General features: G+C 67.4%; 15 protein-coding genes. 11 read left to right on the plus strand and 4 right to left on the minus strand.

The window, feature by feature from the left end:
• Positions 1-140: 140 nt before the first annotated feature.
• The 10 genes from ACE5CZ_RS02035 (at position 141) to ACE5CZ_RS02080 (ending at position 12,989) form a co-directional block, all read left to right on the plus strand.
• A complete protein-coding gene (locus ACE5CZ_RS02035) occupies positions 141-1,499 on the plus strand; it encodes an MFS transporter (protein ID WP_374945694.1) in 1,359 nt (452 codons plus the stop codon).
• Between the two features lie 64 nt (positions 1,500-1,563).
• Positions 1,564-3,396: a glycoside hydrolase family 3 protein gene (locus tag ACE5CZ_RS02040; RefSeq protein WP_374945695.1), complete on the plus strand. Its 1,833-nt coding sequence runs from the start codon at positions 1,564-1,566 to the stop codon at positions 3,394-3,396.
• A complete protein-coding gene (locus ACE5CZ_RS02045; RefSeq protein WP_374945696.1) occupies positions 3,393-4,454 on the plus strand; it encodes a zinc-binding dehydrogenase in 1,062 nt (353 codons plus the stop codon). The genes ACE5CZ_RS02040 and ACE5CZ_RS02045 overlap by 4 nt, the downstream gene beginning before the upstream one ends.
• Positions 4,455-4,464: 10 nt before the next feature.
• Positions 4,465-5,229, plus strand: coding sequence for an SGNH/GDSL hydrolase family protein (locus ACE5CZ_RS02050; protein WP_374945697.1), 765 nt, complete (start codon positions 4,465-4,467; stop codon positions 5,227-5,229).
• 141 nt (positions 5,230-5,370) lie between these two features.
• Positions 5,371-5,886 carry a GtrA family protein gene (locus ACE5CZ_RS02055; protein ID WP_374945698.1) on the plus strand — a complete coding sequence of 172 codons (516 nt, stop codon included), beginning with the start codon at positions 5,371-5,373 and terminating at the stop codon, positions 5,884-5,886.
• The gene (locus tag ACE5CZ_RS02060; protein ID WP_374945699.1) at positions 5,883-7,388 is read left to right on the plus strand and encodes a glycosyltransferase; all 1,506 of its coding nucleotides are present in this window, start codon (positions 5,883-5,885) and stop codon (positions 7,386-7,388) included. The genes ACE5CZ_RS02055 and ACE5CZ_RS02060 overlap by 4 nt, the downstream gene beginning before the upstream one ends.
• Complete coding sequence (locus ACE5CZ_RS02065; RefSeq protein ID WP_374945700.1) at positions 7,385-9,388, plus strand: ArnT family glycosyltransferase; 2,004 nt, start codon at positions 7,385-7,387, stop codon at positions 9,386-9,388. The genes ACE5CZ_RS02060 and ACE5CZ_RS02065 overlap by 4 nt, the downstream gene beginning before the upstream one ends.
• Positions 9,389-9,480: 92 nt before the next feature.
• Complete coding sequence (locus tag ACE5CZ_RS02070) at positions 9,481-10,389, plus strand: DUF4397 domain-containing protein (protein WP_374945701.1); 909 nt, start codon at positions 9,481-9,483, stop codon at positions 10,387-10,389.
• On the plus strand, positions 10,389-12,155 hold the full coding sequence (locus ACE5CZ_RS02075; RefSeq protein WP_374945702.1) for a class F sortase: 1,767 nt from the start codon (positions 10,389-10,391) through the stop codon (positions 12,153-12,155). Before ACE5CZ_RS02070 ends, ACE5CZ_RS02075 begins: the two co-directional genes overlap by 1 nt.
• A gap of 54 nt (positions 12,156-12,209) precedes the next feature.
• Complete coding sequence (locus tag ACE5CZ_RS02080; protein ID WP_374945703.1) at positions 12,210-12,989, plus strand: polyprenol monophosphomannose synthase; 780 nt, start codon at positions 12,210-12,212, stop codon at positions 12,987-12,989.
• Positions 12,990-13,235: 246 nt separating this feature from the next.
• On the opposite strand, the gene ACE5CZ_RS02085 is transcribed toward ACE5CZ_RS02080, so the two are convergent.
• The 3 genes from ACE5CZ_RS02085 to ACE5CZ_RS02095 all read right to left on the minus strand — a co-directional run bounded on the left by ACE5CZ_RS02085 (position 13,236) and on the right by ACE5CZ_RS02095 (position 15,231).
• Positions 13,236-13,709 (minus strand): DUF6855 family protein, encoded by a 474-nt coding sequence (locus tag ACE5CZ_RS02085; protein ID WP_374945708.1) that lies wholly within the window; start codon positions 13,707-13,709, stop codon positions 13,236-13,238.
• Positions 13,610-14,503: a DUF808 domain-containing protein gene (locus tag ACE5CZ_RS02090; RefSeq protein WP_374945704.1), complete on the minus strand. Its 894-nt coding sequence runs from the start codon at positions 14,501-14,503 to the stop codon at positions 13,610-13,612. Before ACE5CZ_RS02090 ends, ACE5CZ_RS02085 begins: the two co-directional genes overlap by 100 nt.
• 131 nt (positions 14,504-14,634) lie before the next feature.
• On the minus strand, positions 14,635-15,231 hold the full coding sequence (locus ACE5CZ_RS02095) for a TetR/AcrR family transcriptional regulator (RefSeq protein ID WP_374945705.1): 597 nt from the start codon (positions 15,229-15,231) through the stop codon (positions 14,635-14,637).
• 53 nt (positions 15,232-15,284) lie between these two features.
• Between ACE5CZ_RS02095 and ACE5CZ_RS02100 the strand changes: the two genes are divergently transcribed.
• The gene (locus tag ACE5CZ_RS02100) at positions 15,285-16,082 is read left to right on the plus strand and encodes an SDR family NAD(P)-dependent oxidoreductase (RefSeq protein WP_374945706.1); all 798 of its coding nucleotides are present in this window, start codon (positions 15,285-15,287) and stop codon (positions 16,080-16,082) included.
• Between the two features lie 68 nt (positions 16,083-16,150).
• On the opposite strand, the gene ACE5CZ_RS02105 is transcribed toward ACE5CZ_RS02100, so the two are convergent.
• Positions 16,151-16,497 (minus strand): helix-turn-helix transcriptional regulator (locus ACE5CZ_RS02105; RefSeq protein ID WP_374945707.1); only part of this gene is annotated, 347 nt, incomplete at its 5' end.

Below are 16,497 nucleotides of genomic sequence, written 5' to 3' on the forward strand. Positions count from 1 at the left end.
GCTCTGTGTGAACGCTTTCAACGGTACCGCACGCCTACCGAACGGATTCGAAATGAAATTACCATCACAACGCGATTTTCGTGCTAGGTTCGGTCTTCACGAGAGATGAATCTCTCGTGATTTGGGTCGAGGAGGACCTCATGGTGGATGCGGAACAGTCGCCCGGCCGCGGGGCAGCAGGTGACCCTGTCGCAGACAATGCGCTGTCCGCGGTTGCTGTTCCCGGGTTGGCCCAGGGCACTGCCATCGTCGGCGCGACAGGAATGCCGAAGGTCAGCGCATCCTTCATCTGGCTACTGGTCTTGAGCACCTTCGGCCTGTACCTCGCGTTCATCGCCCCCGTGGGGATCTCGCTGGCGGTGCGGGTGGAACAGCTCGACCCCCAGCACCCCGAGTACCTCGGCTACATCATCGGCGTCGGCTCGATAGTGGCCCTGGTCTCGATTCCGCTGGTCGGCGTCATCAGTGACGGCACCCGATCCCGGCTCGGCCGCCGGAGGCCGTTCATCTTGATCGGAAGTCTCATCGGGTTCGCCTCGCTCATCGTCATGGCGTCGGCGCCGAGCATCGCCGTGCTCGGCGTGGGCTGGGCGCTCGCTCAACTCGGATTCGGCAACGCACTCACCGGGCTGGTCAACGTCACCGCTGATCGTCTGCCTGAATCGCAGCGCGGCCGCGTCTCGGGCTTCACCGGCTTCGTGCAGCTCGTCGCTCCTGTCGTCGGCGTCGGGCTGGCCGCGGGATTCGTCACCAACAATTTCCTCCTGTTCCTCGTTCCGGGGCTGATCGGTGTGGCCCTCGGGCTGGTCTTCGTCGTGTTCGCGCGAGGGGATGACGCTCGAGGACTCGCGCCAGCGGCGCGGTTGAGCTGGAAGTCCGTGCTCCCGAAATACGTCTTCGATCCTCGGCAGTATCCGGCTTTCGCTTGGAACTGGCTCGGTCGGTTTCTGGTCTACTTCGCGTTGAGCCTCAGCACCACGTTCACGACGTTCTACTTCGCGCAGAGGGCGGGCACGACCATTGCCGAGATCGCCGGCCTGTTCGCCATCGCCTCGATCGCGGGTATCGGAGCCGCTGCCATCGGCGCTCTCGGAGGCGGCATTCTCTCGGACCGGCTACACCGGCGGCGAATTTTCGTGCTCATCGCCTGCGTCATCTTCGCCGCCGGCGCCGTCATCTTGGCGCTCGCGCCGGACATGACGGTGGTGATCATCGGGTTCGTCGTCATCAACCTCGGTACGGGAATCTTCAGCGCCGTCGATCAGGCGATCGTGCTCGACATCCTCCCGGAACGGGACGTGAACGCGGGCCGGTTCGTCGGCATCAACCAACTCGCGCTTCAGATCGGCCAGTCGGTGGCGCCGATCACGGCGCCGGCCTTTCTGCTCATCGGCGCGACCGGTGGCCAGCAGAACTATGGAGTTCTGTTTCTGCTGGCCGCCGTCTGCACGGTTGCCGGAGGCTCGATCATCTTCGTGAAGGTCACCGGCTCGCAGTGACCACCGTGCTTCGCACCCGACCAATGCCCCTTGTCACCCAACGATCAGAAAGACGTCATCACTCATGAGCGAACTCGAAACCGTGCGCGAGTACCCCTATCAGAACCCCACCCTTCCCGTGGAGCAGCGCGTGGACGACCTGGTGTCGCGCCTGCCGCTCGATGAGAAGGTCGGCCTCCTGTTCCAAACCATCGCCCTCATGGTGGACCCGTCGATGGACCTCCAGATGATCGGAATGCCGTCGCTCGAGGCGATGATCCGCGACCGGCGCATGACGCACTTCAACCTCGTCGGGGCGGCAGAAACCGGTCGCGAGTTCGCTGCCTGGACCAATGAAGTTCAGCGCCTCGCTTCGAACACAGGGTGGGGCATACCGGTCACATTCTCTACAGACCCGAGACACTCGTTCACCGACAACCCCGCCGCCGCAATGGCGTCAGGACCATTCTCGCAATGGCCGGAAACACTGGGCCTGGCGGCTATCGGATCGGACGAGCTCGTGCACCGATTCGCCGACATCGCGAGGCAGGAATACCTCGCGGCAGGCATCCGGCTCGCGCTTCACCCGCAGATCGATCTGGCGACCGAGCCGCGCTGGTCGCGCATCGTGGGCACGTTCGGCGAGGATGTCGATCTGACTTCCCGACTGGGAGCGGCGTACATCCGCGGCTTCCAAGGCACAGCGCTCGGGTCCGAGTCGGTCTCGACGATGACGAAGCACTTTCCCGGCGGCGGCCCGCAGAAAGATGGCGAGGACCCGCATTTCGCCTACGGTCGCGAGCAGGTGTACCCGGGCGACGGCTTCGCTCACCACCTGCAACCCTTCCTTGCCGCGATCGAGGCAGGCACATCGCAGATGATGCCCTACTACGGCATGCCGATCGGCACCGAGTATGAGGAGGTGGGATTCGGCTTCAACAAGTCGATCATCACCGGTCTGCTGCGCGAGCAGCTCGGCTTCGACGGCATCGTCTGCACCGACTGGAGCATCGTGACCGACTCGATCATGCAGGGTGAGCGCATCGAGGCTCGGGCCTGGGGCGTCGAGCACCTCGCCCCGATCGACCGTCTCGAGAAAGTGCTGAATGCCGGCGCCGACCAGTTGGGCGGAGAGTACTGCACGGAGCTGCTGCTCGAACTCGTGCACTCGGGCCGGATGTCGGAGGATCGCGTCGATGTCTCGGTCGCACGACTGTTGCGCGAGAAATTCGTGCTCGGGCTCTTCGACAACCCGTACGTCGACGAAGAGGCGGCAGAGGTGATCATCGGCAACGAGGAGTTCCGTTCTGCCGGGCGGGCGGCGCAGCGCGCGTCGATCACGGTGCTGAAGAACACCACGCCGACGAGTGAGCGAAACGCGGGCCCCGCTCCGACCAGTGCCGTTCTGCCGCTCGAGCCCGGCATCCGCATCTATGTGGAGGGCGTCAACCCTGAGGCCGTCGCCGCGCACGCACAGACGGTGGCGAGTCCGGAGGAGGCCGACGTCGCCATCATCCGCATCCAGGCGCCTTTCGAACCGCGCACGGGAGGCGTCGCCCCGTACTTTCGGGCCGGCAGCCTCGAGTTCGCCGAGAACGAGATGTCTCGGATGCGGTCCATCGCGGAGCGGATCCCGACGATCGTTGACGTGTACCTCGACCGACCCGCGCTCCTCGCCCCCCTGGCCGACTTCGCAGCGGCACTGATAGTCGATTACGGCGCGTCGGATGACGCGGTACTCGATGTGCTCTTCGGAAAGGTCGCCCCGGTGGGCAGGTTGCCCTTCGACGTCCCGCGCTCTCAAGAGGCCGTGGCCAACCAGCGGCCCGACATGGCCTTCGACACCGCAGACCCGCTGTTCCGCTTCGGTGACGGACTCGACCTGCCGACCACCTCGAACACTGAAGGAAGATCATGACTCTCTCGAACCACGCATCCGATGACGCGCCCACGTCGTCGATGAAAGCGGTCTACACGGCCGATCCTGGCACTGTTCAGGTGCGCGATGTGCCGAGGCCCGTCGTGGGGCCGGAGGACGTTCTCATACGAGTGCGCGCCTGCGGTATCTGCGGCACGGATCTGGGTTTCGTAGCTGCGGGAGGCATGCAGTATGTCGACCAGCCGATCGCGCTCGGGCATGAGCCGGCCGGCGAGGTCGTCGAAGTCGGCACACACGTCGTCGACGTCAAGGTCGGAGACCATGTCGTCGTCAACCCGATGTCAGCCCCGAGTGGCATCAACGGCAACGGCGGGCAGCTGGGGGCTCTCCGAGAGTTTCTGCTGAACGAGAACGCGCACGTCGACCGTGATCTGGCGATCATCCCCGACTCGCTTCCCTTCTGGGTGGCGGCTTTGAACGAGCCGATGGCGGTCGCCAAGCACCTGGTGAATCGGGCCGCGCCCCGCGCCTCCGAGAGTGCGGTCGTGTTCGGAGCCGGACCGATCGGCCTCGGGGCGGCGATCTGGCTGAAGCTGGCGGGCGTCGCCCACGTCGTGGTCGTAGACGTGGTGCGCGGGCGGCTGGACAAGGCGCTCGACATCGGAGCCGATGCGGTGATCGACTCCTCGATCGAGGACGTCACGGCCCGGCTGAGCGAGCTTCACGGCGAGGGCACCAATGCGATCGGGATGCCGCGCCCCGCCACCGATATGTACCTGGATGCCGCCGGCGCGCCATCCGTGCTGCAGACGGCCATCGCGTCGGCGAAATGGGGCGCCCGACTCGTGATGGCGGGCGTTCACAAACAGCCCGAGTTGATCGACACCGGCCTCATGATGATCGCGGAGCTCACATTCTCGGCCTCGATGGGCTACCCGACCGAGATCTTCGAAGTGACTGCCGACCTGGTCGCGCATCAAGACCGGTTCGCGAAATTGGTCAGCCACCGAATCGACTTCGGCGACGTGGAGGGAGCGATCACGCTGGCCGGTACTCCGGGCGCGACGGATAAAGTGGTGATCACATTTGACGAGTGACGCGGCGGTCGTGCACCGATCACCGGAGGCCTTTCTGAGATCCCGCCGTGCGGGCAAGACCGACTCACGGTCCACGGTGGTGTTTCTGGGCGACAGCATCACCCGAGGCGCAGTGAGCTCGAACTGGGCCGCAGCCGTCGCCCGGCGGAACGGCAACCGCCCGATCGACTTCGTCAACGCGGGAGTCAACGGAGACCTCGCATTCAATGTCGTTGACCGGCTCGACCAGGTGGTTGCGTGCCGCCCGGATGCCGTGACGCTGTTGATCGGCACGAACGACGTGCAGGCGACCCAGAGCGAAAAAATGGAGCACATGTTCCGGCGGCAGAAGGGTTTGCGGAGCGTTCCGACCCTCGCACACTATCGGAGCGCCGTCTCGGAGATTCTCGAGAACGTGCGCACTCGCACGCGGGCTAGCGTGGCGGTGCTCGAGATTCCGATGCTCGGCGAGAACCTGGGCAGTGAGATGAACGTCAGGGTCGACGAGTACAACCGCGCGCTGAGAACGCTTGTCCACGAACAGGGACACGAATTGCTGCCGATCCGAGCCGGCCTGCAGCAGCTGCTCACGCCAGATCGAACGCCGCCCCCGTACACCGCCGACGTCGCCGTTATCGTCACAGCTTCGCTCTCCCACAGTCTTCTGAGGAGATCATGGAACGAGATCTCCCGCCGCAACGGCCTCGAGGCGCTCACCGACCACGTTCACCTGAACGACCGCGCGGGTGCGGTGGTTGCAGACGCCGTGTGCGACTTCGTGAGACGCATCACGTAGGCCAACGCAGACCAGTCTACTGACGCTCTTCATTTGGCCCCCTTTTCGGGGTGATTACCGCTATGTTTCCGACATATTCTCATAAACTGGCAAAAGGCTGGGTGCACCAATCCGACCTGTAGGGGCCTCCGGAACACCTCCATGCCCCCAGCACGATTCACGCACTCCCTCGCGCGCCTCGCGTCTTTCGGAACCGTCGGCGTTCTCGCCTTCGTCGTCGATCTCGGCGTGTACAACCTCCTGCGTTCCACGGTCTTCACCGACGGCCCGATCTGGTCGAAGGTGTTCTCTGTGGCGGTCGCGACCTGCGTCGCCTGGATCGGAAACCGCTACCTGACCTTCCGCAAGGAGCGGTCCGAGAACGCCGTGCGGGAGGGAATCCTCTTCGCCGTGGCCAACGTTCTCGGCCTGCTGATCGCATCCGCGTGCCTGTTCGTGTCGCACTACGTGCTCGGCTACACGTCGCAACTGGCCGACAACATCGCCGGCAACGGCGTGGGCCTGGTGCTCGGCACCGCATTCCGCTTCGCCGCCTACCGCCTCGTCGTGTTCGGCCCCCTCGGCGAGCGCCTGATGAACCGCTCGCGCCGCGCTTTCGACGATCTGCCCCAGCCCTCCACCCTCGCAACGACCCCTTTACCCGAAGGAAGCCGATGACCTACCGTTCGACCCTCACAGCCCTCGTCGATCCGAACCCGGAACCCGGCCCCCTCCTCACACCCGCACCCATTCCCCAGCCGGCCGACGGCATCCTGCCGAACCGCGGCATCGAGCCCGGCACCACCACGACGGATGCCTTCGCCGGCCTGCTGCCGTCGTGGACGCCCGCCGAATGGCTGGGTTACTCGACCCTGATGCTCGTCGCCGTGCTGCTCACGATCGTGGCGACGACCACCCTGTGGTGGATGCTGCACGCCTGGCGATCGACCTCGAGTCTGGCGAAGACCCAGTTCACCTCGAACCCCCGCCCCGCGGCCCATTCGTTCACCCTGCTGGTGCCCGGGCGACATGAAGAAGAGGTGCTCGGCGACACGCTCGACCGCCTCGCAGAGCAGGATCACCCCGACTTCGAGATCATCGCCATCGTGGGTGACGACGATCCCGGCACCGAAGAAGTGGCCCGCCAGGCGGCCGAACGCCACCCCGAGCTCATCCGAGTGGTCGTCGACTACAGCGTTCCGAAGAACAAGCCGAAGGCGCTGAACACGGCGCTGAAGTCGGCCCGCGGTGACATCGTCGGCGTATTCGACGCCGAAGACGAGGTGCACCCGCACCTGCTCACGGTCGTCGACTCCAAGTTTCAAGAGACCGACGCCGACGTGGTGCAGGGCGGCGTGCAGCTCATGAACTTTCAATCGAGCTGGTGGTCGCTGCGCAACGTGCTCGAGTACTACTTCTGGTTCCGCTCGCGCCTGCACTTCCACGCGAAGTCGCGCTTCATTCCGCTGGGCGGCAACACCGTGTTCGTCACCAAGGCGCGCCTCGACTGGTCTGAGGGCTGGGATGCCGAATGCCTCGCCGAGGACTGCGAGCTCGGCGTTCGCCTGTCGAGCGACAACGCCAAGGTCGTGGTGGCCTACAACCCCGAGTACGTGACCCGGGAGGAGACTCCGCCGACCCTCAAGTCGCTCTACAAGCAGCGCACCCGCTGGAACCAGGGCTTTCTGCAGGTCTACGGCAAGGGCGAATGGAAGAAGCTGCCCCACCTGAAGCAGCGCATGTTCGCGCGGTACCTGCTGACCATGCCGTTCCTGCAGGCGGCCACCGGCCTGCTCATTCCGATCTCGCTCGCCCTGATATTCTTCGTCAAGGTTCCGACCCCGGTCGCGCTCATCACCTTCTTGCCGCTGCTGCCGACGATCGTGACGCTCGCCGTCGAGATCACCGGCCTCGCCGAGTTCGGCCGCGTGTACAAGCAGAAGGTGCGTGCACGCGACTACGCGAAGCTCGTGCTCGGCATGTTCCCGTTCCAGATCTTCCTGGCCCTCGCCGCCATCCGCTCGGTCATCCGCCAGGCCCGCCGCATCAACGCATGGGAGAAGACGGAGCACACCGGCGCCCACCGCGACGAGCAGACCAGCGCGCTCGCGAGCTCGACCGATCGCCTCGGCGAACCCATCCTCCTGCCCACCCCGCAGACCGTCGGAGGCCAGTCATGACGTCGACTCTCGACCGACCCATCGCATCCGGTGACCCGATTCTGGATGCGCCCGGCTCACAGGCCGGCCCGCCCCGCATGACGTCTCGCCGCTCGCGGCCGGCGGCCTGGGCGCGGCGTCACCGCCGCAGCGCCCTCTGGCTCCTGCCGACGTTCATCGTGGGAGTCATCGCGCAGATCGTGAACCTCGCGGGTTCTCCGCAGCGGATCGACGACGAGGGCACCTACACGGCGCAGGCCTGGGCCATCGACAAGCTCGGCGAGCTCGCCCACTACACGTTCTGGTACGACCACCCGCCGGTGGGCTGGATCCAGCTCGCCGGCTGGACCCAGCTGACCGGGGCGTTCGAGCGCTACGACGTGGCCGTGATCGCGGCCCGCGAGTTCATGGTGGTCACCACGATGATCGCCGCCCTGCTGCTCTGGGCGCTGGCGCGCAAACTGCGCTTCACCCGCCCGGCCGCGGCTGCCGCGGTGCTGCTCTTCACACTGTCGCCGCTCGCGCTGCAGTTTCACCGCTCGGTCTACCTCGACAACATCGCCACCATGTGGCTGCTCGCCTCGCTGGTGCTTGCCCTGAGCCGGCGCAAACAGCTCGCGGCATTCGTGGGATCGGCGGCCGCCTTCGGCATCGCCGTGCTGAGCAAGGAGACCTTCTTGCTCGCGCTTCCGCTCGTGGCCTGGCTCCTGTGGCGCAACGCCCACCCCTCCACCCGCCGCTACACGCTCTCGGTCGCGGCGAGCGTGCTCGTGCTGATCGGCGGCGGTTACATTCTGCTGGCACTGGTGAAGGGCGAACTGATTCCCGGCCCAGACCGGGTGAGCCTGATCGACGGCGTCATGTTCCAGCTGGGTTCACGGCAGTCGAGCGGCTCGCTCGCCGATCCAGGCTCGCTGGTCTCGAAGACCTTCGGCATGTGGTGGCAGCTCGACCCGGTGGGCATCCTCGCCACCGGTGTCGCGGCCGTCGGCGCCCTCTCCATCAGGCGCCTGCGCCCGTTCGCCATCCTGCTGCTGCTGGCGACGGCATTCCTCTTCCGCCCGGGCAGCTACGTTCCGGTGCCCTACGTCATCATGCTGCTGCCCTTCGGCGCTCTGCTGATTCCCGGCGTCGTGCAGGCCGCGATCGTCGGGTACCGCAGAAAAAAGGGTCGGGGCCGCAAGGCCGTGGCCGTCGCCGCCGTTGTGGCGACCGTCGCTGCGACAGCCGTCGCCGTTCCGCTCTGGGCCACCCAATTGCGCGGATTCTTCCTCGCCGATCTCGATCAGCCCATGCGCCAGGCCCAGGAATGGGTCGACGCCAACGTCGCGAAGGACTCGCGACTGATCGTCGACGACGCGATGTGGGTCGACCTCGTAGACGACGGCTTCGCCCGCGACAACGTGATCTGGTACTACAAGCTCGACACCGACCCCGCCGTGCAGGCGGTCTCGCCGAACGGCTGGCGCGACTCCGACTACGTCATCACGACCGATTCGATGCGCACCTTCCCGAACACCGGGAGCAACGTCAACCAGGCGATCGAGAGCTCGGTATCGGTCGCGAGCTTCGGCGAGGGCAACCAGCAGGTCGACATCCGCCGCATCGACCCCGACGGCGCCGAGCAGGCCGAAGCGGATGCGCAGGCCGGGTTCGCCGACCGCGCGTCGGCCGGCGCGCAGCTGGCCGCAAACCCCGCGCTGACGCTCGACACCGCGTCGCGCGACCTGCTCACGGGAGGACGCGTCGACTCGCGGATCATCCTGTCGCTGGGCCAGCTGCTCGGCACGGGTGACGCCACCGTCCTCGACTTTCCCGCAGTGACGGGTGAGAACGACGCGGCCCGCCGACAGGTGCTGCTGCAATCCGTCGACGGAGAGGCGGCACGAACCGCCGTCACCGGCTGGTTCGGTGCCCTCGACGGCCCCGTGAAGCCGAGCTCGGTGACCGTCACCGACGCGGGCGTTCTCGTCACCTTCCCCGTCGGGGAGCCGACGGGGCTGCTGCCGCACGTCAACTGAGCAGACCCCGCCCATCCATCGCCCCACCGAACCGAATTACCTCCGCACACCCCGCACACCCCAACAGAATTCCCTCCGGAAAGGAACCGACCATGAGCACCCGACCCATGACCTCCCCCTCCACCCGTCTGCGCCGGCTGGCCGCAACGGCGACCGCCGTCGCCGCGGCCGCAGCGCTGACCTTCGCGGGCGCCTCGAGCGCCCAGGCCGACGAGCCCGGCAAGGGCTGGGTGCGCGTCGCCCACCTCTCGCCAGACACCAAGTCGGTCGACGTCAAGCTCACCGCGCTGGCCGGCGGCGACGTCGTCTCCGAACTCGACAACGTGGCGTACGGCGCCGTCTCCGACTACATCTACGCGCCGCAGGGCACCTACGTGGTGTCGATGGTGCCGACAGGTTCGCCCGACAGCACCACGCCGATGATCCAGCAGTCGGTGAACATCGTCAGCGGCCAGCCCGTGACTGTCGCCGCGTTCGGCAGGAACGCTGATCTCGACACGACCGTCTTTCCCGACGACCTCACGCCTCCGAGCGACGGACAGGCGAGGGTTCGCGTGATCCAGGCGTCGACAAATGCGAAGTCGGTCGACATCTCCACCACGACGGGCATGGACATCACCAAGAATGCCGCCCAGGGCACGGCCACGAACTACGCCAGTGTCGCCGCCGGCCCCTGGTCGCTCAACGTCACGGGCGGATCCCAGACCAGCGCGACCGACGTCGACCTGCCCTCCGGTAGCGTGGCCACCCTGTTCGTGCTCGACACCGCGGCGGGCGGCGTCACGCTGAAGCCCGTGCTCGACTCGGCCTCGGTCGGCGACATGCCGGTCGGCGGCATACAGACCGGTGGCGGCGCGACCGCGACCGAGCACATCGGCACCGGATTCGACATCGGTTCGGCAGCCGGATCGGGTATCGGCATCGCGCTGCTTGGCGCGCTCTCGCTGTTCGGCGCGTTCGCGCTGGTTGCCGTGCGCCGTCGCGCAGCGGAGTCGCGCTGATGGTCGCCCGGGTCACCACGAACCGTTGGCGACCCTCGATTCTCGCCGGCGTCGCCGTGCTGACGGTGGGCGGCCTGCTCGCCGGCTGCACGGCGGGCGCCCCCGCATCCGACTCGCCGACCGCGAACTCGAACGACGCGACCCGCTCGGCCGAGCAGCTCGGCAAGACCTTTCTCGCCGACTGGGTCGACGACGGCCGGGTGGTTCGCCGCGACCAGGGCGACGACACCGTGAGCGAGGGGCAGGCCTACGGGATGCTCATCGCCGCAGCCGTGGGCGACGAGAAGTCGTTCGATGAGATCTGGAACTGGACCGAAGACGAACTCGTGCGCCCCGACGGACTGCTCTCGTGGCAGTGGGCCGACGGCGCAGTCGTCGACGACGAGCCGGCCTCCGACGCCGACCTCGACGCGGCCCGCGCCCTCGTGATCGCCGGAGAACGCTTCGAGCGGCCCGAGTTGACCAAGGCGGGCGACGCCTTGGGAACGGTGATTCTCGACGAACTGACCGTGGAGACCTCGCTCGGTCGCATCCTGCTGCCCGGGCTCTGGGCCGCCGACGCCGAGCCTTACGCCTACAACCCGTCGTACGCCTCGCCGGTGGCTTTCGCCGTGCTCGGCCGAAGCTCGGGCGACCCGCGGTGGGCAGAGCTGACCGAGGGATCGCGCGCCGCGACCACCGCGGTACTCGGCAAGAGCCCGCTGCCCTCGAACTGGACCCAGGTGCACGCCGACGGAACCGTCGACAACCTCGCTGGCCCGAGCGCGGCAGCCACCGTCGACTCCTCGTCGACCGGGGGTGTGGAGTACGGCTACGACGCTGCTCGCCTGCCGATTCGCTACGCCGAGTCGTGCGCCGTGCAGGACTCGGCACTCGCCGCCCAGCTGCTGCCCACGCTCGCGCGCCAGCCCCAGCTCGCCGCCCAGCTCGATCTCGGCGGAACCGCGGTGACCGGCGACGAGCATCCACTCGGCTACGCCGCACGGGCGGCATCGGCGGCTGCGAGCGGCGACCAGGTCGCGGCGGTTGCAGACCTCACCACCGCCGACACTCTCGACGGCACGACGGCCACGTACTACGGGGCCGCCTGGTCGGCGCTCGCGGGGCTGATGCTCGAGACCGAGTTGCTCGGCGGCTGTCCGCCGATCGCGGCCGGCGCCTCTCGCGTCTCCGACCCGTCGCAGGGCGCGGCGGGGGCGTTCCAGGATCCGCAGCTCGGATCGGGCGCGGGCACGGGCGCGGCCTCGGGTGGCGCATCCGGTGCCGCGGCCTCGGGTGGCGCATCCGGTGCCGCGGCTTCGGGTGCCGCATCCGGCACGGCGGCCGTGTCGCCCGTGCGTGTGCGCATCCCGTCGATCGGCGTCGACTCGGGCCTCGAGATGCTCGATCGGGATGCCACGGGCTGGATTCAGCCGCCCGTCGACTTCGCGAGCGCGGGCTGGTACCGCAGCGGTATCGTGCCGGGGGCGCTCGGTCCGGCGGTCATCGCCGGCCACATCGACTCGGCGGTCGGCCCGGCCGTCTTCTACCGGCTTCCCACGCTGAAGGCGGGCGACGCCGTCGAGGTCGACCTCTCCGACGGCTCGACCGCGCGCTTCAGAGTCGACTCCCAACTGCAGGTTCCGAAGAACGCCTTCCCCACCGCAGAGGTCTACGGCCCGACCCCGGATGCCCAGCTGCGGCTGGTGACGTGCGGCGGGGCCTTCGACGACTCGACGGGCCACTACGTCGACAACGTCGTGGTGTTCGCCACGAAGATCGCCTGACTTTCACTCTCTCCGCTTGTTCACCCTCTGTTTCTCCCCTCGAAAGGACTCACCGTGCTGAAGACCCTGGTCGTTATGCCGACCTACAACGAGAAAGACAACCTCGAGCCCATCGCCCGCCGCGTGCTGGCGACCGGCGTGGCCGAACTGCTCATCGTCGACGACTCGTCGCCCGACGGAACGGGCGACATCGCCGACCGCCTTGCCGCCGCCGACGCGCGAGTGCACGTTCTGCACCGAGGAGGCAAAGAGGGGCTCGGCGTCGCCTACCTGGCGGGCTTCGCGTGGGCGCGCGAGCGGGGTTACGACGCGATCGTCGAGATGGATGCCGATGGCTCGCACCAGCCCGAGGCCCTTCCCGGGATGCTCGAGCTGCTGGGCGAGAGCGACCTCGTTCTCGGCTCGCGCTGGGTCGCCGGCGGCAGGGTCGAGAACTGGCCCAAGCGCCGCGAGTTCCTGAGCCGCGGCGGCAACCTCTATGCGCGGCTCGCGTTGGGCATCGGGGTGAAGGATGCGACGGGCGGCTATCGCGTGTACCGGCGCGAGGCGCTCGACCGAATCGGCCTCGACAACGTGGCCTCGCACGGCTACTGCTTTCAGCTCGACCTCGTATGGCGTGCGCTGCAGGCGGGCCTGGTCGTCACGGAGGTGCCGATCACGTTCGTCGAACGCACCCACGGAGTGTCGAAGATGAGCGGCGGCATCGTGCGCGAGTCACTGCTCAAGGTCACCCAGTGGGGCATCTCCCGCCGGGTCCGCTCGGCGCGTGAGGTGCTGCTGCACGGGCACCGCCTGCCGTCGGTGCGCGAGACGTCGCGCATCCACCCGGCCTGAGCGGCGGCGCCGCGGCCCCGGCGGTGCGGCGGGCACCTGCCCGGGGTAGTGGCGGCCATATGGCGCATATCGACTTCGTTGCGCCGTTTTGGGTCGATATCAGCCAGGTCGCCGGGGCGGAACGTGCGCGAGTTGACGCATATCGACCTCGTTACGCCGTTTTGGATCGATATCAGCCAAGTCGCCGGGGCGCCCCTCACGGACCACGCAGCGAGTCAGCAAAAGTAAGCGCGCTGCGTTGAGCCGTCAGGCCAGGCGGCAGCGCGCCGGCTCAGTGCGCATGATCGGCGCGGCCCTGCGAGGCGGGCGTTGAAGCACGTGCGGCACGTTCGTGTACGTGCATTCATTACGCCCGGCATGGTGCTGGCCCTGATGGCTCATCACCCGCGTCTCCGACGAGTGCGCGTTGCGGGCTCCGTGTTCGAGTTCGACGAGGCCAAGGTGCTCGAGCAGCGGCGGAAGGTAGACGCCGAAACGGCCCCGGTAGCCGCGTCGCAGCCCGTACCAGCCGCCGACCGGGTTGGACTCGTCTCGACCGAAGGCCTCGACACTTCCGGTCGCGGCGCCTTTATTCTCGTTGGCGCCGCCCGGCGTCCTCCGGCAGCGCTGACCCGTGCAGGTCAGTGCAAGGCGCCGGCGGTCTGATTGCGCGTGGTCAGCCGTGAGACGCCTGTGATGATGCCGACGATGATCATGCCGAGCACCAGTCCGAACACGAATGACACCGCGGTGTCGGCGATCCACACGACGACGGGGCCGGCAGCCTCGACGGCGTGCGTGACGACGTGCACCAGGTCGTACGGCCCGTGCCAGAACGTCTCGGCCAGGTTGGTGATCACCAGGTGGCCTCCGACCCACAGCATCGCGACCGTTCCGACGATGCTGATCACGCGGAACACGGCGGGCATCGCGGCTACGATGCGGGCGCCGGTGCGACGGACGCCGCGAGAGGGGTTCTTCATGAGTCGCAGCCCGATGTCGTCGATCTTCACCAGCAGGGCGACGGCGCCGTAGACCAGCAGGGTCATTCCGAGGCCGATCACGACGAGCGCGCCCAGGGTGAGCCAGATGCCGAAGTCGGGGTCGAGGCTGTCGAGGGCGATGAGCATGATCTCGGTGCTCAAAATGAGGTCGGTGCGGATCGCGCCGAAGACGAGTTTGCCCTCGGTCTTCTGCTCTTCGTCGGCGGCGGCGTGGTGCACCCCGAACCACTCGGTGACCTTCTCCGCACCCTCGAAGCACAGGTACGTGCCGCCGATGATGAGCAGGTACGGCAGCACCCAGGGCGCGAAAGCCGTGAGCAGCAGGGCGATCGGAATGATGATGACGAACTTGTTGACCAGGCTGCCCAGCGCGATCTTCCACACGACGGGCAGTTCGCGCGCAGGCGTGAGGCCCTGAACGTACTGCGGGGTGACAGCCGCGTCGTCGATCACGACTCCGGCGGTCTTGGCGCTCGCCTTCAGGGCGGCGGTCAGAATGTCATCGACGACGGCGAGCAGGCCGACCGACATGGGCGTCTCCTTGCATTGGGGGCGTCAGACCGCTCAGCGTGCAGCGGGGAATGGTGTCCAGAGTAGCGCGCGGGGTCGCAGGTCGCCGCTGTCGGAGTGGTCTGCGGAGGGTGCCGCGGTCAAGCGCGCCCTCATCCGTGCAGCGGGGAGAGAGCGTTGTCGAGTGCTGCTTCGAGGGGCCATGGCGAGCGCTCGGGCTGGCTGAGAACGAGGCCGCCCTGGATGGCCGCGAGGATCACGGTCGCGACACGAAGAGGCTCGACCGACGAGTCGATGGCCCCGCTGTCGACCATCTTGACGACCCCGGCCGCGAGCGCGTCGCGCCAGGCGCGCATCGAGGCGGCGATCGTGGTCTCGAGCTCCCGGTCGCTCATGGCCGCCTGCGTCGCCAGCGATCCGATCGGACACGCCCAGCGCCCGCGACCGATGTAGTACTCCACCAGGGCGATGCGCCAGCGCTCCCACGATTCCCATGATCCGAGATCGTGGATGTCGGGTTCCTGCGCCCTGAGAAGCTGCTCGCCCTCCCAGCGCGAGACCTCGCGTACGAGTTCGGCCTTTCCTCCGGGAAAGTAGTGGAACAGCTGGCTCTTGCTCGTCAGAGTGGCGGCTCGTATCGTGTCGAGGGTCGTGCCGCCGATGCCCGAGGCAAGGATCTGCTCACCCGTCGCCTCGACGATGCGCTGTCGGGTGAGCCGCCCCCGCTCGGTGACTTTCGTCTCGTTCACCAGTCCAGACTAGCTCGTTGGACCCGATGGTCCACCTGTGCTAGAACTGGACTATGCAGTCCAACGAAGAAGTACTCCAGTCCCTTCCCTCCGATTCCCGCCTCGCGAGCCGCACCGCCATCGTCACCGGGTCGACCAGCGGCATCGGCGAGGCGACGGCCCGCGTGCTCGCCGCATCCGGAGCAACCGTCGTCGTCAGTGGCCGCGACGCCACCCGCGCCCAGGCGGTCGTCGACTCCATCGTCGCCTCAGGAGGTGCGGCCCATGCCGTGACCGCCGACCTCTCGGGCAGCTATTCCGAGCTTCGCAACTTCGCCCGTGCCGCGACCGAGGTGCTCGGCGGCCGCGTCGACATTCTCGTCAACAACGCGGGGGTCTATCCGGTGATGCCGACCGCGCTGCTGGCCGACGGCGACCTCGACGAGGTGCTCGCAACGAACATCCGCGCGCCGCACGTTCTCGTAGCCGAGCTGGCACCCGCGATGGCCGAGCGCGGCTCGGGTTCGATCGTCAACATCGGGTCATGGATGTCGCGGGTCGGCATCCCGGTCGGCGCCATGTACACGGCATCGAAGGCGGCCCTCGAGCAGATGACCCGCACGTGGGCGGCCGAGTTCGGACCGCGCGGAGTCTCCGTGAACACGGTTGCGCCCGGCGCGACGGCGACACCGGGCAACGCTGCGGATGCCGACACGCTCGCGGCCATGGCCGCGGGCACCGTCGCGGGTGTTCCCGTGCGGCCCGTCGACATCGCGTTCGCCGTGCGATTTCTGGCGTCCGACGAGGCGAAGTTCGTGCACGGCACAGTTCTCGACATCGACGGAGGCATCACGAATACGCGCCTGTCCTGAGCGTTCCCGCTCGTGATCAGCACAGAGTGTGCAGAAATCGCAGCTGGTCACGAACAACACTCGTCACGTCAGGCAGCGGCAGCACGGGCCCGCGCACGGTACGACGACGGTGACTCCCCGTGGTGCCGCTTGAACGCATTGCTGAACGAGCTCTCCGATGAGTATCCGAGCTCGAACGCCAGGGCGCCCACTCGGGTGTCGGGCGAGCGGAGCGCCTTCTGGGCGAGCAGCATGCGCCAGGTGATCAGGTACGCCAGCGGAGGAGATCCTGCGGCCACCCGAAACCGTTCCGCGAACGTGGAGCGCGACATGGCGGCGGCCTGGGCGAGGTCCTCCAGGGTCCACGCCTTCGACGGCTGTTCGTGGATCAGCGCAAGCGCGGGCCGCAGCCGCTCGTCGCTCAGAACTTTCAGCC

Origin of the sequence: Agreia sp. (genome assembly GCF_964263775.1) — a bacterium.
Classification (GTDB): Bacteria; Actinomycetota; Actinomycetes; order Actinomycetales; family Microbacteriaceae; genus Agreia.